Annotated in this window: 21 protein-coding genes; 2 read left to right on the top strand and 19 right to left on the bottom strand. The window is 50.2% G+C overall.

Annotation, left to right across the window (positions count from 1 at the left end):
- Nucleotides 1–43: 43 nt before the first annotated feature.
- From nlpE to DXU84_RS21015, 3 genes are all read right to left on the bottom strand, one after another.
- Complete coding sequence (nlpE, locus tag DXU84_RS21025; protein WP_015689434.1) at nt 44–721, bottom strand: envelope stress response activation lipoprotein NlpE; 678 nt, start codon at nt 719–721, stop codon at nt 44–46.
- Nucleotides 722–786: 65 nt separating this feature from the next.
- A complete protein-coding gene (gene arfB / locus DXU84_RS21020) occupies nt 787–1236 on the bottom strand; it encodes an alternative ribosome rescue aminoacyl-tRNA hydrolase ArfB (protein WP_153376608.1) in 450 nt (149 codons plus the stop codon).
- A complete protein-coding gene (locus tag DXU84_RS21015; protein ID WP_013574216.1) occupies nt 1203–1763 on the bottom strand; it encodes a YaeQ family protein in 561 nt (186 codons plus the stop codon). Before DXU84_RS21015 ends, arfB begins: the two co-directional genes overlap by 34 nt.
- Nucleotides 1764–1978: 215 nt before the next feature.
- Between DXU84_RS21015 and DXU84_RS21010 the strand changes: the two genes are divergently transcribed.
- Both DXU84_RS21010 and rof read left to right on the top strand, forming a co-directional pair.
- On the top strand, nt 1979–2179 hold the full coding sequence (locus DXU84_RS21010) for a YaeP family protein (protein WP_013574215.1): 201 nt from the start codon (nt 1979–1981) through the stop codon (nt 2177–2179).
- The gene (gene rof, locus DXU84_RS21005) at nt 2166–2426 is read left to right on the top strand and encodes a Rho-binding antiterminator (protein ID WP_013574214.1); all 261 of its coding nucleotides are present in this window, start codon (nt 2166–2168) and stop codon (nt 2424–2426) included. The genes DXU84_RS21010 and rof overlap by 14 nt, the downstream gene beginning before the upstream one ends.
- 66 nt (nt 2427–2492) lie before the next feature.
- Here the strand turns inward: rof and DXU84_RS21000 are convergent, their stop codons facing one another.
- The 16 genes from DXU84_RS21000 to ispU form a co-directional block, all read right to left on the bottom strand.
- Entirely contained in the window at nt 2493–2822 is a 330-nt protein-coding gene (locus tag DXU84_RS21000; protein ID WP_037035138.1) for a cytochrome c, read from the bottom strand.
- Between the two features lie 54 nt (nt 2823–2876).
- On the bottom strand, nt 2877–4220 hold the full coding sequence (gene tilS, locus DXU84_RS20995) for a tRNA lysidine(34) synthetase TilS (RefSeq protein WP_153376607.1): 1344 nt from the start codon (nt 4218–4220) through the stop codon (nt 2877–2879).
- Nucleotides 4221–4227: 7 nt separating this feature from the next.
- Nucleotides 4228–4617: a VOC family protein gene (locus DXU84_RS20990; RefSeq protein ID WP_015689431.1), complete on the bottom strand. Its 390-nt coding sequence runs from the start codon at nt 4615–4617 to the stop codon at nt 4228–4230.
- Between the two features lie 86 nt (nt 4618–4703).
- Nucleotides 4704–6851: a lysine decarboxylase LdcC gene (locus tag DXU84_RS20985; RefSeq protein ID WP_015689430.1), complete on the bottom strand. Its 2148-nt coding sequence runs from the start codon at nt 6849–6851 to the stop codon at nt 4704–4706.
- Between the two features lie 189 nt (nt 6852–7040).
- Nucleotides 7041–8000: an acetyl-CoA carboxylase carboxyl transferase subunit alpha gene (accA, locus tag DXU84_RS20980; RefSeq protein WP_013574209.1), complete on the bottom strand. Its 960-nt coding sequence runs from the start codon at nt 7998–8000 to the stop codon at nt 7041–7043.
- Nucleotides 8001–8012: 12 nt separating this feature from the next.
- Nucleotides 8013–11495 (bottom strand): DNA polymerase III subunit alpha, encoded by a 3483-nt coding sequence (dnaE, locus tag DXU84_RS20975; RefSeq protein ID WP_153376606.1) that lies wholly within the window; start codon nt 11493–11495, stop codon nt 8013–8015.
- An 83-nt stretch (nt 11496–11578) separates the two neighbouring features.
- The gene (rnhB, locus tag DXU84_RS20970; RefSeq protein ID WP_037035141.1) at nt 11579–12175 is read right to left on the bottom strand and encodes a ribonuclease HII; all 597 of its coding nucleotides are present in this window, start codon (nt 12173–12175) and stop codon (nt 11579–11581) included.
- Nucleotides 12172–13320 (bottom strand): lipid-A-disaccharide synthase, encoded by a 1149-nt coding sequence (lpxB, locus tag DXU84_RS20965; protein ID WP_037035142.1) that lies wholly within the window; start codon nt 13318–13320, stop codon nt 12172–12174. The genes rnhB and lpxB overlap by 4 nt, the downstream gene beginning before the upstream one ends.
- A gap of 18 nt (nt 13321–13338) precedes the next feature.
- On the bottom strand, nt 13339–14127 hold the full coding sequence (lpxA, locus tag DXU84_RS20960) for an acyl-ACP--UDP-N-acetylglucosamine O-acyltransferase (RefSeq protein WP_013574205.1): 789 nt from the start codon (nt 14125–14127) through the stop codon (nt 13339–13341).
- Nucleotides 14128–14130: 3 nt separating this feature from the next.
- Nucleotides 14131–14619 carry a 3-hydroxyacyl-ACP dehydratase FabZ gene (fabZ, locus tag DXU84_RS20955; RefSeq protein ID WP_086935265.1) on the bottom strand — a complete coding sequence of 163 codons (489 nt, stop codon included), beginning with the start codon at nt 14617–14619 and terminating at the stop codon, nt 14131–14133.
- A gap of 114 nt (nt 14620–14733) precedes the next feature.
- Entirely contained in the window at nt 14734–15756 is a 1023-nt protein-coding gene (gene lpxD / locus DXU84_RS20950) for a UDP-3-O-(3-hydroxymyristoyl)glucosamine N-acyltransferase (protein WP_013574203.1), read from the bottom strand.
- 2 nt (nt 15757–15758) lie between these two features.
- Nucleotides 15759–16256 (bottom strand): molecular chaperone Skp, encoded by a 498-nt coding sequence (skp, locus tag DXU84_RS20945; protein ID WP_013574202.1) that lies wholly within the window; start codon nt 16254–16256, stop codon nt 15759–15761.
- Nucleotides 16257–16408: 152 nt separating this feature from the next.
- Nucleotides 16409–18829 carry an outer membrane protein assembly factor BamA gene (bamA, locus tag DXU84_RS20940; RefSeq protein WP_013574201.1) on the bottom strand — a complete coding sequence of 807 codons (2421 nt, stop codon included), beginning with the start codon at nt 18827–18829 and terminating at the stop codon, nt 16409–16411.
- Between the two features lie 36 nt (nt 18830–18865).
- Complete coding sequence (gene rseP / locus DXU84_RS20935; RefSeq protein WP_013574200.1) at nt 18866–20221, bottom strand: sigma E protease regulator RseP; 1356 nt, start codon at nt 20219–20221, stop codon at nt 18866–18868.
- Between the two features lie 42 nt (nt 20222–20263).
- Entirely contained in the window at nt 20264–21112 is an 849-nt protein-coding gene (cdsA, locus tag DXU84_RS20930) for a phosphatidate cytidylyltransferase (RefSeq protein WP_013574199.1), read from the bottom strand.
- 9 nt (nt 21113–21121) lie between these two features.
- Complete coding sequence (gene ispU / locus DXU84_RS20925) at nt 21122–21880, bottom strand: (2E,6E)-farnesyl-diphosphate-specific ditrans,polycis-undecaprenyl-diphosphate synthase (protein WP_013574198.1); 759 nt, start codon at nt 21878–21880, stop codon at nt 21122–21124.
- Between the last annotated feature and the right edge of the window lie 4 nt (nt 21881–21884).

Raw genomic sequence — 21884 nt, 5'->3', positions numbered from 1 at the left:
CGGGCATTTTTATTTGTGCTATTCCGCCTGAGCCTAATCGCTTTTACGGGCAGGACTTCGTTGCATCAAACCGTACGTTTTTATCTGCAACCACAGCCTTTTGCACCTGCCCTTCTTCCATTGACGGCTCTGTCATGAAATGCCCGTCCATAGAAAGGAAGACCAGCTGATTGGGGGTTTTACGCGAGGCAAGATACCCTTCTTCCAGCGATTTATTTGCCGACATCGGGAATATGTTGCCTGTCGCACAATCTTTAAAGGAAGCAGCATCGGCGCTGTATTGCATCATTCCGCTCAGTGCCATTGGCGTTTTCGGCAAATTCTGCTGCACCGGCGTCAACGTATAGTTGAATGTGGACGTAATCGGCTCACCGCTTTGATCCAACATTTCCAGATTTTCATCTTTCGGATGGAAATAACGTTTCTCGCCCTGGCTGTCCGTCAGCACCAGTTTATCCGCAGTGCGGGCCCAGCGTCCGTAGCTGGCAAACACCTGATCGCCCTCTTTGCCGCCCTGATATTCCTCCTGAAGGATGTAAGTCCCATCCTGATCCAGGAATAATGACGTCTTCAGGCCACTGCAATCTGCGCACGGCAACACGCCACTGTAACTCTGCTGCATAGCCTGCAACGGTTTTTCATGATTAAAGGCGGCGGTATGGCAACCGAAGAGTGACAGCGCCCCGAGCGCCAGCACTGCACTAATGATGATTTTTTTCACAGTTTCTCCCCTACTGCTTTTCTACAGTGCCGAGATAAAAATTGTCCTGCAGCACGAAGTTAGGGCTAACGTATTTTGCCCCGTAATGCTTTTGTCGCACCCTTGCGAACTTTACTTTCAACCCGACGAATTTTAGACCCACGAGTCGGCTTCGTCGCGCGGCGCGGTTTTTCTACTACCATCGCCTGTGAAATCAGTGCCCCCAACCGGGCCAGAGCGGCTTCTCGATTCATCTCCTGACTCCGGTATTCCTGGGCTTTGATAATGACCCAGCCGTCGGCAGTAACAGAATGATGATTAAAAGCCAGTAACCGCTCTTTGTAATATTCTGGCAAACTCGACGCTTTAATATCAAAGCGTAAATGGATAGCCGTTGATGTTTTATTGACGTTTTGACCGCCGTTGCCCTGAGCGCGGATCGCCGTTAATTCGATTTCGCTGTCAGGTATTTCCAGTTTTCCTGAAAGGATTAGCACGCTGATTACCTGGCTTCTTTTATGACAGACTCTTTCCATTCAGAAAAATGAATTTCCAAATTACTCTGAGCATCAGAAAGCCAAATAGTTCCGTCCTGCAATGTGGCCTGTAAGTTCATGGTACGGCTGCCAAAAGCAGTCAATTGATTCAGCAACTCATCTTCTAAATAACGGATACGCAGGTTCTCAAAACCTCTGACTTTCCCCTCGATTTGCGACCACCAGACTTTCGCAGCACGCTCACCATACGCATAAAGGACCACCTCACGCGATTGGTTACAGGCTTTTTTCAGACGCTTCTCATCAGGTAGTCCTAATTCGACCCATAATTCGATGCCGTTATGGTCGTTTTTACGCCAGATTTCCGGCTCATCTTCGGCGCTTAATCCGCGGGTAAAAGTCAGTCGTTCGTCGGCATGGTAAATCCATGCCAGCAGACGCAGCATCATGCGTTGTTCTGTTTCGGAAGGATGCTGTGCCAGAGTCAGGCTGGCGTCATGAAAGAAATTACGATCCATATCAGCGATATTGACCGCTGCTTTATAAATGGTTGCTTTTAACGCCATGGTAAACCCCTTGATAATAGACGCACAGTGTACTTGAAAGCATCCTGCTGCGGCCAGTTTTCCCCCGATGGTCATCCGCAATAAAGGCTTTACGCAAACGATTTACCTTTACAGGCCTGCTAATAACTCACACTCTCCTGTGCTATAGTCGTTAAATACTGAGAGCTTATCTTTCTGCGCTTTCCTCAGAGGGATACGCTTTTTAGGGAGAACTTATGCAACAATACTGTGAGTTGGTACGCCGTAGATATTCTGAAATTGCCAGCGGTGATCTCGGATATGTGCCCGATGCGTTGGGCTGTGTATTGAAAGCATTGGACGAAGTCGCAGCAAATGCTGAACTTCCGTCTTCCGTTAGGGACCAGGCGGCCTACGCCGCCGCTAACTTATTGGTGAGCGATTATGTCGATGAATGATGAGTACCAACCCATCAATTGTGATGACTACGATAATCTCGAGCTCGCCTGCCAGCATCACCTGGTTTTGACGCTGAAGATGCGTAGCGGAGAAGTCGTTGAGGCTAAAGCCAACGATTTGTTAATGCGTAAGAAAGTGGAATATCTGGTGGTTGAGGCGAACGGCGAACAACGAGATCTGCGTCTGGATCACATTGAAAGCTTTAGCCATCCGGAAATTGGCACCGTTGTCGTCAGTGCCGAATAGCGACAACCGACGTCAGTTACCTAACGGGCAATCTCAGGATTGCCCGTTTGCATTTCTGAAGCAATCTTATTTCAACGACGTCAGACTGGCGTAATACGCTGCCAAATCACTGATATCCTGATCGGATAATGACGCACTAAAAGCCTGCATCACACCCGCCTGCCCGCCACTTCTCTCACCCTTCTTGTAAGCATGCAGTGAAAGCGCCAGATAATCTGCATTTTGCCCTGCCAGATTAGGATAAATCGAATTAATGGCTTTACCCGTTGCGCCGTGACATGCCGAGCAGCTGGCTGATTTAGACTGCCCGTCAACCACATTTCCCCCCGCCAGAGCAGGCAAATTGATCAGCATCGATGCCACTATCCCTGCCAGTGTTCTTCCCATTACTTGCATCACAACTCCCCGGGCAAATAACATCCGCCTCAAATAAACCGTTCTTTCCGTTTATTACGCAGCCGACCAGATGATCCGCCATTGCGCTTCATTATTTTCAGCCCGGGACTGGCGCGTAATAAACCAACCCGGGGCTGCCATCAATTGATCATTGTAATAAACCAAAGGGATACGACCTCGTTCCCATGGCGGCACACCTAACTCAGACCACAATTTTTTCGCCTGGCGCGCACGATCCCGCCCGACTTTTTCGATATATCCCTGCACCTGAAAACGCACAGTGATCTTTTCGCCAGCACGTGGCTGGCGGATCAAACAGTCAGCCCCCTGCGCGATGAGAACATGATCGGCAATCAGACAGCCCAGACCGTCAGGTAGCGTTAATTTTTCAGCCGGATCCCAGCAGAGGATTTGATCTTTAAGCGACCGGCGTTCTGGCAATACATACAAACGCCCACGGAAACGCCGGACTACCATTTTCCCCAGCACTAACTGCGCCTGGGCATCTTCGCGGCTCAAAGCTACCTCATCCCATATTCTCTGCAGTTGTTCACGCGAAGGCATTCTTGCGCCACGCGATGCCAGCCAGCGACGTAATAGCGCAGAGCGTCTGACGGCTGAAAACGCCTTCAGCCTCTCAACCGACAGACTGCCCTGCTCATCGGTCAATGAAGTGAGAGATTCACTGAGCAACTCATCCAGCAGCGTCTCCTGCTCTGCGCAAAGTGATGCGCTGCGGGCTGTGGCTTGCGCAAAGTGCGGCCAGCGCTGGTAAAGTGCGGGAAAAATATCCAGTCGCAGAAAATTGCGATCAAAGCGGGCATCCCGGTTACTGTCATCTTCAATCCAGCTGAGCTTTAACTGCTTCGCGTATGCTTCAAGCTGCTCACGGCTGAGCTCCAGAAAAGGCCTTAACAAGCGATAACCATGTGTTGAACTGTCCCCGCTCATCGCCGAGAGACCGGCAGGCCCGCTTCCACGTTTAAGCGCCAGCATGAAAGTTTCGCATTGGTCATTCAGGTGTTGTGCTGTCAGTAACACTTCACCAGCAGTCAGACTTTCAGCAAATGCCTGATAACGTGCCGTTCGTGCCGCCGCTTCAATCCCACCTTCCTGTGCATCTACCTGCACTTTAGCGACGGAGAAAGGAATATCTCGCTGCTGACAAAACGTCTGGCAGTGTGCGACCCAGTCATCTGCAAACTGGCTTAGTCCATGATGGATATGCAATGCACGCAGTTCGATATCCGGCAACGCTTTGTCGCGTAACTCAGCCAGTCCGGCCAGCAGTACGGAAGAATCCAGTCCGCCGCTGAACGCAACGCAAAGTCTTCGTGCATCACCGATTTTATTGAGCAGATGTTTTGAAAGAAATGTCACGGCCAGTTTTGAACTCATAGGATAATCAGGATTCGTACAGTTCCAGCGGCAAGCCATCCGGATCGTTGAAGAAAGTAAATTTTTTGCCGGTGTAAGGATCAATTCTTACCGGTTCGCAGACAATGCCGGCTTCAGTGAGGGCGGAAATGGACTGTGCGATATCTTCAACGCTGAACGCCAGATGGCGTAATCCGCACGCCTCAGGACGACTTGGCCGGGCTGGCGGTTGCGGAAAGCTGAATAATTCAATGGTGTAATGACCATTAAGCGCCAGGTCAGCTTTCCAGGAATCGCGTTCCTCACGGTAAAACTCCCCCAGTAACGTGAACCCGAGAATGTCACAGTAGAAGTGTTTGCTGGCCTGATAATCAGAGCCAATGATGGCGATATGGTGGATCTGGCGGAGATTAAGCATAGTCATGTCCTGTTGATTTCTGACCTGCACGTTACTCAGGGCGGCCAAACACGTCAATAAAAAGCCCTCCTAAAGAGGGCAGTTTGCTAGCCCGCTTCCGGAAGTTTTAAGACCTTCACCAGATAGCGCCCGTCTTCTGTGAGCCGCGTTCCATGAATATCAGTTTCAAAACCAGGGTAACGCTCGCCTATTGAACAAAGCATAATCAGGAAATCGAGCACAGCCCGACTTTCTTCCGTGATCATCTCGCCCGGCATCACCACAGGTACACCCGGCGGATAAGGCAGGATCATGTTGGCTGACACTTTGCCGACCAGTTCATCAATGTCGCATTCATCAATATGTCCGCGTACCTGATGCTGGAACATTTCGTACGGCGTCATTTTCATTTCCGGCAGCACATCAAATGCTTCCAACATTAAACGCGGCAGGTCGTGACGAACGATCAGTTTGTGGATCCCCTGCGCCAGATCCTGAATCCGCATATTGCGATAAAAATCAGGATCTTCCGCATACAGATCAGGCAGCATATTCTTGACCCGCAAATTGAGATCATAACTGCGCTTAAAATCAGTCAGGCCGCGCATCAGACTCATGGATTTGGTTTTATCAATGCCGATACTGAACAGGAAAAGCAGATTGTACGGACCGGTTTTTTCTACCACCACGCCGCGCTCATCGAGGAATTTCGCCACTAACGCCGCCGGGATCCCCTGTTCTTCCAGCTTACCCGTTTCATCCATTCCGGGTGTCAGGATCGTCACTTTGATCGGATCAAGATACATATGATCGGTATCGGCGTTGGCAAAACCGTGCCAGTTTTGATCGGGGTTCAGCGGCCAGCACTCGGCTTCATCAATATATTCAGGCTGCCAGATATCAAAGAACCAGCCCTCGGTTTCTTCCCGCAACCGCTGTATCTCCTTACGGAAATGCAGCGCGCGTTCAACCGAGCGGTTAATGAGACGCCGTCCGGGGTTACCGCGCAACATCGCCGCGGCAGTTTCTGCAGAAGCCACAATGCCGTAATTTGGCGATGTTGTGGTGTGCATCATATAGGCTTCATTAAAGGTACTTTCGTTGTAATCACCCTTAATGTGAATCATCGATGCCTGTGAGAAAGCTGCCAGTAGTTTGTGCGTTGATTGCGTTTCGTAAATGACTTTTCCGGGAATGCGCTCGCCGCTCATTCCGCTTTTACCGTCATAAATCGGATGGAAATTAGTGTATGGCACCCATGCAGAATCGAAATGAATCGACGGAACATCCAGTGTGTTTTTGATGTAATCCGTGTTGTACAGCAAGCCGTCGTAAGTCGAGTTAGTGATCACTGCGTGCACTGGCCAGGTGGCATTCTCTGTCTGTGCAATTTTCTCTTCGATGCTTTCGCGGGTGAATTCATGCTTAGGAATCCCGCCAAGAATGCCATACGCGTTGCGATTGGGACGCAAATAGACCGGCACAATATTGGTCATCATCATCAGATGGGCGAGCGATTTATGACAGTTGCGGTCAATCAGCACCGTACTCCCTGCCGGTGCCGCATACATTCCGACAATTTTATTGGCCGTCGAGGTGCCATTAGTGACGATATAACTTTGCTCGGCGCCGAAAGTACGGGCGATATATTCCTCCGCCTCTAGATGCGGACCAGTGTGATCCAACAGGGAACCAAGTTCTGTCACAGAAATCGACACATCGGCTTTCAACGTTTTGGCCCCGAAAAAATCATAGAACAACGTCCCTACCGGGCTTTTTAAAAACGCCGTACCGGCCATATGCCCCGGCGTACAGAAAGTGTACTTTCCTTCTTCTACGTAGGTGAACAACGCTTTAGTCAGCGGCGGTGTAATGGTATCGATGTATTCATCGGTGTACTGGCGGATGCGTTTGGCAATATCCTCCGCCGCACTCAGTGCGTATTCAAAGAAATAGAGCACCATGCGCATTTCATTAACGTCGACGTCCAGCGTCGAATGCGTATTGATGAAAGCGTAAAGCGGCAGATATTCATTCAGCTCATTAATGGCTGTACACAGCTCTTCGCTATGCTGATCCCAGTCGAAAATAGCGCCGCAAATGCGGGCATTATTTTCGATGAGTTTGAGCAGATCCGCGCGATCGCGCGGATAAATGACCTGAAATCCGAGAAGCGTCAGCGCGCTATCCAGTTCACGGATCGGCTCGTCTTTGTAGTAAGCCCCTTCCGGGCGCATGATAGCGATAATATTCATCTGACAAATCCTTCTGTTATTTATTTTCTAAGGTATTTATAGAAACACGGTTAGTGCCTGCTGGGTACCCTTTACCGTTGAGTTTAAAGTGAAATGGGGAAATTTAAGAATGCTGGAAAGATGGATAGATGAAAACGGACAATAAAAAAGGCCACGCAATGCGTGGCCTTTCGAAAATCACGTTCAGGATCAGCAGTAGCCGTAAGTCATCAGACGCTGATAACGACGGTTACGCAGCTCTTCCGTACTCAGCACATCCAGATCGCTCAGATCAGCTTCAAGTTGTGCACGCAGAGAAGCAGCCATCGCTTCTACGTTACGGTGAGCGCCACCCAAAGGCTCAGGGATCACAGAGTCGATCAGTTTCAGCTCTTTCAGACGCGGTGCAATGATGCCCATCGCTTCCGCGGCCAGAGGGGCTTTATCCGCACTCTTCCACAGAATTGATGCACAACCTTCCGGCGAAATAACCGAATAGGTGCTGTATTGCAGCATATTAACTTTATCACCCACACCAATCGCCAGTGCACCACCTGAACCACCTTCACCGATAACGGTGCAGATAACCGGGACATTCAGACGGGACATTTCGCGCAGGTTACGGGCGATCGCTTCAGACTGACCACGTTCTTCAGCGCCCACGCCCGGATAAGCGCCCGGTGTGTCGATGAAGGTGATGATTGGCAGTTTGAAACGCTCAGCCATTTCCATCAGACGTAGCGCTTTGCGATACCCTTCCGGGGCGGGCATGCCGAAGTTACGACGAATTTTCTCTTTCGTTTCACGGCCTTTCTGATGACCAATGATCATCACGGCACGTTCGCCCAAACGAGCAATACCGCCAACGATAGCTTTATCGTCTGCGAATGCACGATCACCCGCCAGTTCATCAAAATCGGTAAAGATATGTTTGATGTAATCAAGCGTATAAGGACGACGAGGATGGCGTGCCAGTTGGGCAATTTGCCAGGCACCCAGATCAGAGAAAATCTTACGGGTCAGTTCAACGCTTTTCTCGCGCAAGCGTGCAACTTCTTCGTCCAGATTAATATCTAATTTTTCGTCTTGACGGCTGACTGCAGTCAGCGAGTCAATTTTCGCTTCCAGTTCCGCAATCGGCTGTTCAAAATCAAGAAAATTCAGACTCATAGCATTCCTATTTTAGTCAAATTCCAGTTCCACCTGCTCAGTACCGACCAGGCCTCGCAAATCCAGCAACAGTTTGTCCGTTGGCGTAACACGCCATGACGCCCCGAATCGTAGCCGGGCTCTTGCGTTTTCTCGTTGGTAATACAGATGCACTGGTATCGTCCCCGATCGATGTGGTTCCAACGATTGGCGGAGACGGTTCAAAAGCTGGTCATCAATTTGCCTGTCAGTCAGCGAGATAGCAAGACCGCGAGCATATTTTTCCCGTGCTTCACTGATGTCCATTACATCGCGGGCCATCATTTTAAGCCCGCCACTGAAGTCATCAAAGCTGACCTGTCCTGTGGCGATAAGGATACGGTCTTTTTCCAATAAATGCTGGAATTTTTCCAACGCTTCGGTGAACAACATCACTTCCAGACGACCGGAACGGTCATCAAGTGTACAGATCCCAATGCGGTTACCCCGCTTGGTGACCATGACACGCGCAGCGAGGACCAGCCCCACTGCGACGGTCATTTTGCCCCGTTCCGTCGGATGCATATCTTTTAAACGCTGGCCGCCGCCATAACGTTCAATTTCTTTCAAATATTGTGTGATCGGATGGCCGGTCAGATACAAGCCGAGCGTCTCACGTTCGCCATCCAGAACAGTTTGTTCCGGCCATGGCATCACATTCGCGTAAGATTTCTCAACCTGCTCAGGTGCTTCTGCAAGCACACCAAACATATCAACCTGACCAATCGCCTCGGCTTTGGCATGTTGATCAGCGGCTTTCAATGCGTCGCTTAGGGAACTCATCAACGCGGCACGGTGTGGTCCCAGGCGGTCAAACGCCCCGGACATGATCAGCTTCTCGAGAATACGTTTGTTCAGTTTTTTGACGTCAGCACGCGCGCAGAGATCAAACAGTTCTTTGAAATAGCCGCCTTCGTTACGCGCTTCAATAATGGCTTCAATCGGACCTTCACCCACGCCTTTAATCGCGCCGATGCCGTAAACAATTTCGCCTTCATCATTCACGTGGAAATGATACAGACCGCTGTTGATATCAGGCGGTAAAATCTTCAGCCCCATACGCCAGCATTCATCCACCAGCCCGACCACTTTCTCGGTATTATCCATATCAGCCGTCATTACCGCCGCCATGAACTCCGCAGGATAGTGCGCTTTCAGCCACAGCGTCTGATACGAGACCAAAGCGTAAGCCGCCGAGTGAGATTTGTTAAAACCGTAACCGGCAAATTTCTCTACCAGGTCAAAGATTTTAATCGCCAGTTCGCCGTCAATACCCCGAGATTTGGCCCCCTCTTCAAAACCACCGCGCTGCTTGGCCATCTCCACCGGGTTTTTCTTACCCATTGCACGGCGGAGCATGTCTGCACCACCCAGCGAGTAACCGGCCAGAACCTGCGCAATCTGCATAACCTGTTCCTGATACAGGATGATGCCGTATGTCGGCTCCAGCACAGGTTTCAGGGATTCATGCTGCCACTGGATATCCGGATAAGAAATCTCTTCACGACCATGTTTACGGTCAATAAAGTTATCCACCATGCCGGACTGCAATGGCCCAGGGCGGAACAGCGCGACCAGTGCGATCATATCTTCGAAGCTGTCGGGCTTCAGACGTTTGATCAAATCTTTCATGCCGCGGGATTCAAGCTGGAATACCGCCGTGGTTTCCGAGCGTTGCAGCATGTCGAAGCTTTTTTTATCATCCAGCGGGATGGCCGCAATATCCAGCGGTGCCTCACCGGCTTTCGCGCGGCGGGCGTTGATCATCTCCAGCGCCCAATCGATGATGGTCAGCGTACGCAGACCGAGGAAGTCGAACTTCACCAGACCCGCGTATTCCACGTCATTTTTATCGAACTGCGTGACCGGGTGATTACCTTCTGCGTCACAATAAAGCGGCGCGAAATCAGTGATTTTGGTCGGCGCAATCACCACACCACCGGCATGTTTACCGGCATTACGGGTTACACCTTCCAGCTGACGCGCCATATCGATCAGCGACTTAACTTCTTCGTCAGCCTCGTAAATCTCTGGCAACTGCGGCTCAGCGGCAAATGCTTTTTCAAGCGTCATCCCCGGATCAGGAGGCACCAGTTTGGAAATGCGGTCAACGAAACCGTAAGGATGGCCCAGAACACGCCCCACATCGCGGATCACCGCTTTGGCCGCCATGGTACCGAAGGTGATGATCTGCGAGACCGCTTCGCGGCCATACATTTCTGAAACGTGATCGATAACCCGGTCGCGTTTTTCCATGCAGAAGTCGACGTCAAAGTCGGGCATGGAAACACGTTCAGGGTTAAGGAAACGTTCGAACAGCAGGTCAAACTCGAGCGGATCCAGATCGGTGATTTTCAGGGCATACGCCACCAGAGAACCCGCACCGGAACCACGCCCCGGCCCGACAGGCACGCTGTTATCTTTCGACCACTGGATGAATTCCATTACGATCAGGAAGTAACCGGGGAAACCCATCTGGTTGATAACTTTAAGTTCGATGTCCAGACGCTCGTCATATTCAGGGCGTCTTTGTGCACGAACTTCCGGATCCGGGAATAAAAACTCAAGGCGCTCTTCCAGCCCGATTTTTGATTTTTCGACCAGAAAATCTTCAGTGGTCATGTCACCGGTAGGGAACTGCGGTAGAAAATATTCGCCCAGACGGATGGTGACATTACAGCGTTTGGCGATTTCCACGCTGTTTTGCAGAGCTTCAGGCAAATCCTCGAACAGCTCGCACATTTCATCTTCACTGCGCATATATTGCTGTGAAGTGTAATTGCGCGGACGTTTAGGATCATCCAGTGTAAAGCCATCGTGGATCGCAACACGAATCTCATGGGCATCAAAGTCGGCCGGCACCATAAAGCGCACGTCGTTGGTTGCCACCACCGGCAAACCGCGTTCTGTCGCCAGTGCGACCGCCGCATGCAGATAGTTTTCTTCTTCTGCCCGACCGGTACGGATCAATTCGAGATAATAGCGATCAGGGAAATACTGCTGGTAGAAATCCAGGCACTGACTGACTTGCAAATCATTTCCGCGGGTCAGAAACTTACCGACATCACCCATTCTCGCGCCGGAAAGCAGGATCAAACCTTCATTGAGTTCTGCCAGCCATTCGAGGTCGACGATCGGCCCGGCTGCGCCGTAACCGCGCTGATATGCTCTGGAAATCAATAATGTCAGGTTCTGGTAACCCTGATTATTCATCGCCAGAACAGTCAGTTGGGCCAGTTCATCACCCAGAATTTCGCTTTGGACATTCAGGTCTGCACCGATAATCGGTTTTACACCTGCGCCATGTGCCGCACCGTAAAATTTAACCAGTCCGCACAAGTTAGTGAAATCGGTAATCGCCAGAGCAGGCATGCCGAGTGACGCTGCGCATTTCACCAGCGGACCGACCTTCGCAAGCCCATCCACCATGGAATAGTCGCTATGTACACGCAGATGAATAAAACGAGGTTCGGCCATATCCAGAGTCCAGAAATGAGTGAATTAAAGGTTTGTGTGCCCGTCTTTTTTAGCAATAAAAACGGGCAGGAACAAATGACGCGTTATGCCAGTCCGAGCGCGCGTTTCACCGGTGAAAAACTTCGACGGTGGTGTGTAGTGGCTCCAAGACGGGCAAGACTTTCAAGATGCACCGGCGTCGGATAGCCTTTGTGCTTCGCAAAACCATATTCAGGGAACTGAAGATCCAGTTCAACCATTTCGCGGTCGCGGGTGACTTTAGCCAAAATTGAGGCTGCGCTAATTTCAGCGACTTTGCTGTCCCCTTTCACTATCGCCTGTGAAGCCATCGGAAGTTTAGGGCAGCGATTGCCGTCAATCAGCACCATATCAGGCGTAATACACAAACCGGCAACGGCTCTTTGCATTGCCAGCATGGTGGCATGCAAAATATTCAGTTCATCAATTTCATGCGGTTCAGCGCGCCCGAGACTCCAGGCCAGCGCTTTCTCTTTGATTTCGATGTATAACGCCTCACGGCGCTTTTCAGAGAGTTTCTTGGAATCTGCCAGCCCGGCAATCGGGTTAGCAGGATCAAGAATCACAGCAGCGGTGACGACTGCCCCCACTAAAGGACCACGCCCCACTTCATCCACGCCTGCAATACAGACAGCTTGTGGATAGATAAATACATCACTCATCGCTTTGCCAGCTCCATGACAGCCTGAGCAGCCTGTTCGTCTGCGTCACGGCGGATACTTTCATGCAGTTCCAGGAACGTCTCACGCAGTTCCCGGCTTTTCTCACCACCAGCCAATAAAGGCAGCAACGCAGCAGAAAGTTTGTCAGGTACACATTCGGTTTGCAGTAATTCGGTGACAATTTCCCGCCGTGCCAGCAGATTTGGCAATGAAACATAGGGCGTTTTCACCAGACGTTCCGCCAGCCAGAAAGTGAAAGGCTTCATACGATAACCCACAACCATCGGGCATTTTGCCAGCATACATTCCAGCGCTGCCGTTCCCGATGCCAGTAAAGCGGCATCACTGGCGATCATCGCTTCCCGACCTTTCCCATCGAGCAAATGCGCAGGAAGATCAGGGGCTATTTCAGCCTTGATCCGTTCAAACTGCTCGCGACGTTTGGCATTCACCAGGGGCACAACGACATGTAAATCAGGATAAGTCTGTCGTAGCTGCAAAGCTGTTTTCAGAAAATCCGCGCTGAGCATTTCCACTTCAGCGTGACGACTTCCCGGCAGCAAAGCAAGGCAATGCACATCTTCAGGAATACCGAGTGACAAACGTGCAGCCTGTTTATCAGGATGCAGCGGCATCGCATCGGCCATCGTATGACCAATGAAACGACAGGGAACATTGAATTTGTCATAAAACGCTTTTTCGAAAGGCAGGAATGCCAAAACCAGATCCGTTGCCTTGCCGATTTTGAAAACACGTTTTTGACGCCAGGCCCAGACAGACGGGCTGACATAGTGAATAGTACGCAGACCGCGCTGCTTCAAACGACCTTCAAGCGTGATGTTGAAGTCAGGAGCATCAATGCCCACGAACACATCAGGCTTCAGTTCGCTAAAACGACGGGTCAGATCTTTGCGGATTTTCAACAAGCGTGGCAGCCGTTCAAGAACTTCCACCACGCCCATTACCGCCAGTTCTTCCATCTCGTACCAGGCTTCGCATCCTTCCGCCTGCATCAGCGGACCCGCGACACCCACAAAACGGGCATCAGGATGATGCTTCTTCAAGGCTCGAATCAGCCCGGCGCCAAGAATGTCACCGGACGTTTCACCGGCCACCAGGCCAATTGTCAGAACAGGCTTTTGCATTGTTTTCCGTAGCGCAGATCAGCGAATAATACCGCGCGTTGAGCGGTCAAAGAAATCACTGAAAGGTTTAGCTTTCGGGAATTCAGCCGCGATAGCAGCGATTTCCGGTTGTGCTTCTTCCAGCGTTTTACCGCTGCGGTACAGTAACTTATAAGCATTGCGAATAGCGTGCAGATCGGCTTTTTCGAAACCACGTCGCTTAAGCCCTTCGATATTGATGCCGAAAGGTGTCGCATGGTTACCTTGCGCAATGACAAACGGAGGAACATCCTGAGCAACCCCGGAACATCCACCCACCATCACATGCGCACCGATAATACAGAACTGATGCACTGCCGTCATGCCGCCAATGATCGCGAAATCATCAACCTCAACGTGACCACCGAGGGTCGCGTTGTTCGCCAGAATACAGCGATTCCCAATGACACAATCGTGGGCAATATGTGCGTTAACCATCAACAGGTTATCACTACCCACTTTTGTCAGACCACCGCCCTGAACGGTACCACGATGAATGGTAACGCTCTCACGAATATTGTTGCGATCGCCGACCTCAACGCGTGTTGGTTCACCGGCATATTTCAGATCCTGGTTAATTTCACCAATGGAAACGAACTGAAAGATGCGGTTATCGCGACCAATTTTGGTCACGCCATTAAGAACTACGTGTGATTTAAGCTCGGTGCCTTCACCAATTTCTACCTGGGAACCCACGTAGCAGAAAGGACCGATATGAACTCTGGCACCGATAACAGCACCGTCTTCAACAATAGCGCTTGGATGAATAAAGGCGGTTTTATCAATCATGTATTAAGACTCCCGGCGGCGGGCGCACATCATTGATGCCTCGCAAGCGATCTCGCCATCGACTTTCGCGACACCTTTGAAACGAGCAACGCCACGACGCTCTTTAATGAATTCAACTTCCAGAACCATCTGGTCACCCGGCAGGACCGGACGTTTAAAGCGTGCATCGTCGATTGCTGCAAAATAATACAATTCGCCAGGTTCCAGTTTTCCAACGCTTTTAAATGCCAGAATGCCGGTGGCCTGAGCCATTGCTTCCAGAATCAAAACGCCCGGGAAAATCGGTTTACCCGGGAAATGGCCCTGGAAGAACGGTTCGTTAAAAGAAACGTTTTTCACAGCGCGCAAAAATTTCCCTTTCTCAAAATCCAACACGCGATCAACCAGCAAGAACGGGTAACGGTGTGGCAGTAAATCCAGTATCTCTTCAATATGCAGAGTATGAGTGTCAGTAGTCAAAATACTCTTCCTGTCTATAAAAACTGATGGCATCAATAACACGGCCTGCCAGACCCCAAAAGAAGGTCATCAGGCAGGCCGCAAATAGGAACGTATGTCGCAGGTTCACTCAACGAAGGGAACACAAAGCAGCACCGTAGGTGGTAATTAATCTTTTTCGATTTTACGCTCGACAGCTTTGAGGCGTTTATTCATCTCGTCGATATTCATTACCAATGCAGCCGTCTTACGCCAAACTTTATTCGGTTGTAACGGGATACCGGAGGAGTATACCCCAGGTTCAGTGATTGGTCGCATTACCATTCCCATTCCCGTCACTACGGCCTGATCACAGATTTCCATGTGACCATTGATAACACTGGCTCCGCCGATCTGGCAGTAGCGTCCAATTTTCAGACTACCGGCCATAATAACACCGCCAGCGACCGCCGTATTGTCTCCAATCACGACGTTGTGTGCAATCTGACATTGGTTATCAATGATGACGCCATTGCTAATGATAGTGTCATCCAGTGCGCCACGGTCAATAGTGGTACAGGCACCGATTTCAACACGGTCACCGATAATGACAGTACCTAACTGTGGGATTTTAACCCAATTACCACGATCATTGGCATAACCAAAACCATCAGCGCCGATCACAGTACCTGACTGAATCAAGCACTGCTCGCCGATTTCAACGCGGTGATAAATAGAAACATTGGCCCACAACCGTGTGCCAGCGCCTATTTTTGCCTCTTTACCGATAAAACAGCCTGCACCGATGACAACATTGTCACCCAATACAACGCCTGATTCGATGACTGCATTTGCGCCAACCGAGACATTCTTACCTAATGTTGCACTGTCTGAAATCACCGCACTCGCCGCGATATCCACTGCCGGTGCTGGCGTGGTATCCAGCAATTGCGCCATCCGCGCATACGTCAGGTAAGGGTTTTTAACCACTAATGCCGCTGTAGGGCAAAATGGCAGATCCGCTTCGGTCAACACTACGGCGCCTGCATTGCAGGAAGCCAACTGTTCACGGTAACGGCTGTTTGATAAAAACGTGATTTGCTCAGAGTGTGCGGAATGCATTGAAGCAACGCCGGTGATGGCAATTTCGCCATCACCGTGCAATTGTGCATCCAACTGCTGTGCGAGATCAGCCAGTCGAATTGAAGACATGTTTATTTAACCTGTTTCAGCACATCAGCAGTAATGTCTTTGCTATTGTCAGCATATGCAATGGCATTAGCATCGATAACAACGTCATAACCTTCTTTACTTGCTACAGTTTTCACAGCGTCCTGAATACGGCTCAGGATTTTGTTGCGCTCTTCGCCCTGACGACGACGGTTGTCCTGGTCGAATTGCTGCGCTTTTGCAGAGAATGCTTCACGCTGAGCCATTACGTCTTTTTCAAGTTTAGAACGGTCGCTGGCTTTCATTGTAGAGCCATCGCGTTGCAGACGTTGCATTTTGGTTTGCAGATCACGTTCCTGAGATTGCAAATCTGTCGCACGGCTTTTGAACTCGTTTTCCAGCTGTTTTGCTACAGCTTCACGAGCAGGCATTTGTTGGAAAATACTTGCTACGTTAACGATAGCAATTTTATCAGCAGCCTGAACGCTAGCTGAAGAAGCCATAACTAAACCGAGGCCTGCAGCATATAACCACTTTTTCACTATAAACTCCTTCCATCACCCGTTGTGCCATATGGCACATTAAATTACACAAAACACCTGACATGAAAACAATACACGGGCCGAAACCCGTGTATGAGATTTATCATCAGGCCATTGCGATTCTGCTGGACAACTTCTGCCCGGACAGAACGTTACCAGGTTTTACCAATGTTAAACTGGAACTGTTCTGCCTTATCGCCTTCATATTTCTTGACCGGTTGTGCGTAGGAGAAGACCAATGGTCCAAGTGGAGACATCCACTGCAACGCAAGACCCGAAGAAACACGAATGTTACCTGGTTTACTGTAATCAGGAACGCCTGCCGCAATAGTCTGCGGGGTGTTTTCCCAACCTGTATCCCAAACAGTACCGCTGTCCACGAACAGGGAAGTACGCAATGAGTTAGCGTATTTCTCGCTAACAAATGGAGTCGGAACAATCAGTTCAGCACTCAATACTGCCATTGCGTTACCGCCAACTGCGTCGTTTGAGTTATCAATCGGACAGCCGCTGTAAGATGTGTTAGCCGTAGTACATTTGTAGTATGCCGCTTTTGGACCAATGGTGTTCGACTGGAAACCACGAACACTGCTTGAACCACCGGCATAGAAGTTGTCGTAGAACGGCACTTCTTTACCGCCAAGACCGTCTGCGTAACCTGCACGCGCACGGCCCATCAGCACCCAGTCACGATCCTGATTTAGCGGCATATAACTGGTTGAATCAAATGTAATTTTATAATATTCGTTATCAGAACCCGGAACGGTTACTTTACCGTTCAGACTGGCTTTCGTCCCAGATGTCGGGAAGTAGCCACGGTCGAGATTGTTATAACCCCAGCCGAGGTTGGCGAAGAAATCATTCGCACTAAAGTCAGCATCAGCATTGTCACTGGTGGTCACCGGCGGTTTCAGCCCAACAGAGTTCAGATAACGGAACATAGCGATCTGTGGTTCCATATTGGACAGATCGTTGTGTACGTAATCCAGACCCAGGCGCAATGAGTTATTTTCATTGATTGGGAAACCAAGATTACCGCCAATACCATAACTTCTGTTGGTATAGCTGGACAGGTCCGCATCATCAGCTTTGAAGTCGTTATAGAAGATACGACCACCCAGACTTACGCCATCAACGGTGAAGTAAGGGTCAGTGATAGTGAATTCTGCATATGTCTGGTAATCGTTTTTAGTACCGCTGATGCCAACAGAATTACCCGTACCCAGCCAGTTATCCTGCTGGACACCCACCTGGAAGCTGACACCACTCTCAGTACCGTAACCCACACCAAAGTTGAAGCTACCGGTGTTACGTTCTTTCACTTTGTAGACAACATCAACCTGATCAGGCGAACCTGGAACACGCTGCGTATCAACATCAACCGTTTCGAAATAACCCAGACGGTTCAGACGCTCTTTACCTTTATCGACCAGATCGTTGCCCAACCAGGCACCTTCCATCTGACGCATTTCACGGCGCAGTACGCTGTCCTTACTGGTGTCATTACCTTCAAAACGGATATGACGTACATAGAAACGGTTCCCCGCATCAACGTTGATATGCAGTTTGACGGTCTTGTCTGCATCATTAATTTCTGGCTGTGTAGTCACACGCGGATAGGCATAGCCATAACGACCCAGCATCTGCTTGATGTCGTTTTCCATTTTGGTGACTTTGGCGCCGTTATACAGCTCGCCTTTATCAATTTTAGTCAGGCTTTGAACTTCTGCTGAGTGACCCGCCATGCTGCCAGTCACTTCAACGCCAGAAAGTTTGTATTGCTCACCTTCTGTGATGTTCAGCGTAATGTAGATGCCTTTTTTGTCCGGCGTCAGGCTGACCTGAGTCGAATCAATGTTGAAACGGGCATAACCGCGATCCAGATAGAAACTACGCAGGGTTTCAAGGTCACCCGCGAGTTTTTGTTTCTGATATTTACGGTCACCGACCACGTTCCACCATGGCACTTCATCACGCAGCTGGAAGCGTGAAATCAGATCATCGGTCGTAAAGGCATGGTTACCAACAATGTTGATCTGCTGAATTTTGGCAGAAACACCTTCGGTGAAGACCAGCTTCAGATCAACACGGTTACGTGGCAAAGGGGTCACAACCGCTTTTACCGATGCACTGTATTTACCGACGCTGTAATAGAAGTCTTCGAGACCTTTCTCGATGCTGCCGATGGTTGTACGGTCAAGGGCTTCGCCAACACGGACGCCAGAGGCCTCCAGGTTTTGCTTCAGCATGTCATCTTTCACCGATTTGTTACCGGAGAAAGTAATGCTGGCAATAGTTGGACGTTCTTTGACCTGAACAATCAGAGAATTTCCATCGCGCAGGACACGAACATCCTCGAAGTTGCCAGTGGCAAACAATGCACGAATGGTATTACTGATATCATCGTCAGTCACCGTATCACCGACGCGAACCGGCATATTGAGTAACGCCGCACCGACGGCAACTCGCTGCAGGCCTTCGAAATGAATATCTTTCACTACGAAACCGTCTGCACCGTATACGGTGGCGCTGCCAAACAGCAGCGACGCTATGAGCAACTTTTTGATCGCCATCGTTGTTATGCGTTCTTCCTAACCTAATCTCCGGCCTTAAAGACGGGAGAAATCATTGAAAAGTGCAAGCCCCATCAACAACACCAGCAAAACTGAACCAATGCGGTAACTGAAGTCCTGAACTCGCTCGGAAACTGGCCCACCTTTAAGCTTTTCTATTGCGAGAAACAGCAGGTGTCCACCATCTAATACCGGTAATGGGAAGAGGTTGATGATCCCCAGATTGACACTAATGAGTGCCAAAAACGTGAGGTAAGACACCAAACCATATTCAGCTGACATTCCTGCGCCCTGTGCGATGGATATTGGGCCACTCAGATTGTTCAGCTTCACATCTCCGGTAATTAACTTACCCAGCATGCTCACTGTGAGTTTCATCAGTTGCCAGGTTTTATCCCCGGCCTCATAAAACGCCACAAACGGGCCATACTGACGGATTGTTTTATATTCATCAGGCAGCGGTATCACTTTCGGTACCACACCAGCAAAACCCTGTATCTTGCCTTTACCTGCGGACTTCGTGTCCGGCGTCAGTGTTAACGCGACGGGATTCCCCGCCCGCTCAACTTCCAGTGCAATTGGTTTACCCGGATTGTCACGTACCTGTATGACAAACGACTGCCAGCTTTCCAGAATCTGACCATCGACTTTAACGATCCTGTCCCCGGCTTGCAAACCCGCCTTTTGCGCGGCTGAATCTGGCTGCACCTCCTGCAGAACAGATTCTATCTGCGGCCCTCTGGGAATCATACCCAGAGACACCACCGGATCCTGCTTTTCAGGATCAAACTGCCATTGACGCAAATCCAGAGTTTTCTCAACGACCTGGGACGAGCCAAATTGCGCCACATCAACCGTCGTTTGATCATCACCAATTTCGCCGACTAACGCCATACGAACTGAATCCCAATCAGGCGTTTCGATACCCGCAACAGATTTTAGTTCCATTCCGGGTGAAATATTGGATTGTGCGGCAATTGAATTTGCAGTGACATTTGCCACGACAGGACGCACGCTCGGCACGCCGATGACGAAGATCAGCCAGTAAGCAAAAACAGCAAAAATGAAATTGGCGATCGGCCCGGCGCTGATGATAGCAGCGCGCTGCCAGATTTTTTTGTTATTGAAAGATTGGTGGCGGAATTCAGGCGCTACAGCCTCGACGCGCTCGTCGAGCATCTTAACGTAGCCTCCGAGAGGAATGATGGCCAGAACATACTCTGTTCCCTGACGGTCAGTCCGGCGCCATAGCGCGCGTCCAAAACCGACAGAAAAACGTTCGACACGCACACCACAACGACGAGCAACCCAGAAATGGCCGAACTCGTGCACGGTGATAAGCACCCCCAATGCGACGATAAAGGCGGCCAGGCTCCAGAGTATGTTCATCATATGTCTAACTATTCCTTAGGAAACTTCACCGTCACAGACGGATTAATACACTAACAGCATCAGACAGGCGAATACAGGCACCGCAGCCGTCAGGCTGTCGATACGATCCAGTATTCCGCCGTGACCAGGGATCATATGACCACTGTCTTTGATCCCTGCCTCGCGTTTAAACATACTTTCCGTCAGGTCGCCCAGCACAGAAGCCAGCGCGGCAACAACGGAACAAATCAATAAGGTCGACGGTACCACATCAAGTGGTGCATAGCGGCCAAATAGCCAGGCTATGAGGGCTGAAGTCAGAAGACCGCCAGCAAACCCTTCCCAGGTTTTCCCCGGGGATACTTTAGGCGCCAGTTTATGCTTACCAAATAATTTACCAAACAGGTAAGCGCCGGAGTCTGCCCCCCAGACCAGTAGCATCACATATAACAACCACCATGCGCCAGTATGATGATTTTCTGCATAACCGTATTGGCGCAGTGCGACCATACCCCAGAAAAACGGCACAATAGTCAGTATGCCAAAGACTAAGCGCAGCACACGGGAATGGCGCCAGAAGGCTGCCGAAGCAGGATATCCAACCACCAGCACCAATGCCAGACACCACCACGCAAGCGCAGCCCATAATGAGCCTCCGACTTGCAACAGATGCACGCTTTGCTGGTAAGCAGGTATGCTCAGCATCATCGCTGCCAGCAGGAAACCACATAATATAGCCAGCCAGATGCGCTGATTACGGCTTGCAAAACCGGCCAGTTGCCCCCACTCCCACGCTGCCAGCATGCACACAACTAACGTCACGATGGCAAAACCGACAGGCGGTAATAAAAAGAGTGCTGCAATAACAATCGGTATTAAAATCAGAGCTGTGATAATGCGATACTTCAGCAAATGTTCTCCCTAGGACGCATTGGCGCCGATAGGTGTAGTCCCCCCGAAGCGGCGCTCGCGTTGTGCAAAAGCAGTCAGCGCACCTTCAAAGGTATTTTCATCAAAATCAGGCCAGAGGACATCGGTAAAGTAGAGCTCCGCGTAGGCAATTTGCCACAGCAAAAAGTTACTGATCCTATGTTCCCCACCGGTTCTGATCACCAAATCGACGGGTGCCAGTTCGCTCATACAGACCGCTGAATTCAGCAATTCTTCTGTAATCTGTTCTGCCCGCAGCGTGCCGGCTTCAACCTGACCCGCCAGAGTCTTAACGCCTTGAATAATATCCCATCGGCCACCGTAATTCGCGGCAATGTTCAGGGTAAGACCGTCGTTATTTTGAGTCATTGTTTCTGAACGACGAATGCGTTCCTGCAGACGAGCACTAAAGCGACTGACGTCGCCAATGACCCGAAGCCTGACATTATGTTTATGCAAGCTTTTGACTTCACTGTCTAATGCACGGACGAACAACTCCATCAATGCGGAGACTTCCTGGGCCGGACGATTCCAGTTTTCACTACTAAAGGCATAAAGCGTGAGTGCATCAAGGTGATGACTGGCAGCAAAACTTACCGCTTTGCGCACCGACTTCACTCCCGCTTTATGACCGAATACCCTCATTTTACCCTGACGTTTTGCCCAGCGTCCGTTACCGTCCATGATAATGGCAACATGGCGAGGTTGAGAGCAATACATATCAGACATCTGTTGATTTTCGAGGGACATAACG

The sequence above is a fragment of the Rahnella sp. RcJ3 genome (assembly GCF_009498575.1).
Classification (GTDB): domain Bacteria; phylum Pseudomonadota; class Gammaproteobacteria; order Enterobacterales; family Enterobacteriaceae; genus Rahnella; species Rahnella aceris.
This window is presented reverse-complemented; position numbering and strand designations above follow the sequence as displayed.

Coding starts and splice junctions, on each gene's coding strand:
- rnhB (WP_037035141.1), bottom strand. CDS start 12,175: ATGAGTGATGTATTTATCTATCCACAAGCTGTCTGTATTGCAGGCGTG.
- DXU84_RS21010 (WP_013574215.1), top strand. CDS start 1,979: ATGCAACAATACTGTGAGTTGGTACGCCGTAGATATTCTGAAATTGCC.
- DXU84_RS20990 (WP_015689431.1), bottom strand. CDS start 4,617: ATGCTTAATCTCCGCCAGATCCACCATATCGCCATCATTGGCTCTGAT.
- accA (WP_013574209.1), bottom strand. CDS start 8,000: ATGAGTCTGAATTTTCTTGATTTTGAACAGCCGATTGCGGAACTGGAA.
- lpxB (WP_037035142.1), bottom strand. CDS start 13,320: ATGCAAAAGCCTGTTCTGACAATTGGCCTGGTGGCCGGTGAAACGTCC.
- arfB (WP_153376608.1), bottom strand. CDS start 1,236: ATGGAAAGAGTCTGTCATAAAAGAAGCCAGGTAATCAGCGTGCTAATC.
- rof (WP_013574214.1), top strand. CDS start 2,166: ATGTCGATGAATGATGAGTACCAACCCATCAATTGTGATGACTACGAT.
- bamA (WP_013574201.1), bottom strand. CDS start 18,829: ATGGCGATCAAAAAGTTGCTCATAGCGTCGCTGCTGTTTGGCAGCGCC.
- lpxD (WP_013574203.1), bottom strand. CDS start 15,756: ATGTCTTCAATTCGACTGGCTGATCTCGCACAGCAGTTGGATGCACAA.
- fabZ (WP_086935265.1), bottom strand. CDS start 14,619: ATGCCATCAGTTTTTATAGACAGGAAGAGTATTTTGACTACTGACACT.
- DXU84_RS21000 (WP_037035138.1), bottom strand. CDS start 2,822: ATGCAAGTAATGGGAAGAACACTGGCAGGGATAGTGGCATCGATGCTG.
- DXU84_RS21015 (WP_013574216.1), bottom strand. CDS start 1,763: ATGGCGTTAAAAGCAACCATTTATAAAGCAGCGGTCAATATCGCTGAT.
- DXU84_RS20985 (WP_015689430.1), bottom strand. CDS start 6,851: ATGAATATTATCGCTATCATGCGCCCGGAAGGGGCTTACTACAAAGAC.
- rseP (WP_013574200.1), bottom strand. CDS start 20,221: ATGATGAACATACTCTGGAGCCTGGCCGCCTTTATCGTCGCATTGGGG.
- tilS (WP_153376607.1), bottom strand. CDS start 4,220: ATGAGTTCAAAACTGGCCGTGACATTTCTTTCAAAACATCTGCTCAAT.
- dnaE (WP_153376606.1), bottom strand. CDS start 11,495: ATGGCCGAACCTCGTTTTATTCATCTGCGTGTACATAGCGACTATTCC.
- ispU (WP_013574198.1), bottom strand. CDS start 21,880: ATGTCCCTCGAAAATCAACAGATGTCTGATATGTATTGCTCTCAACCT.
- lpxA (WP_013574205.1), bottom strand. CDS start 14,127: ATGATTGATAAAACCGCCTTTATTCATCCAAGCGCTATTGTTGAAGAC.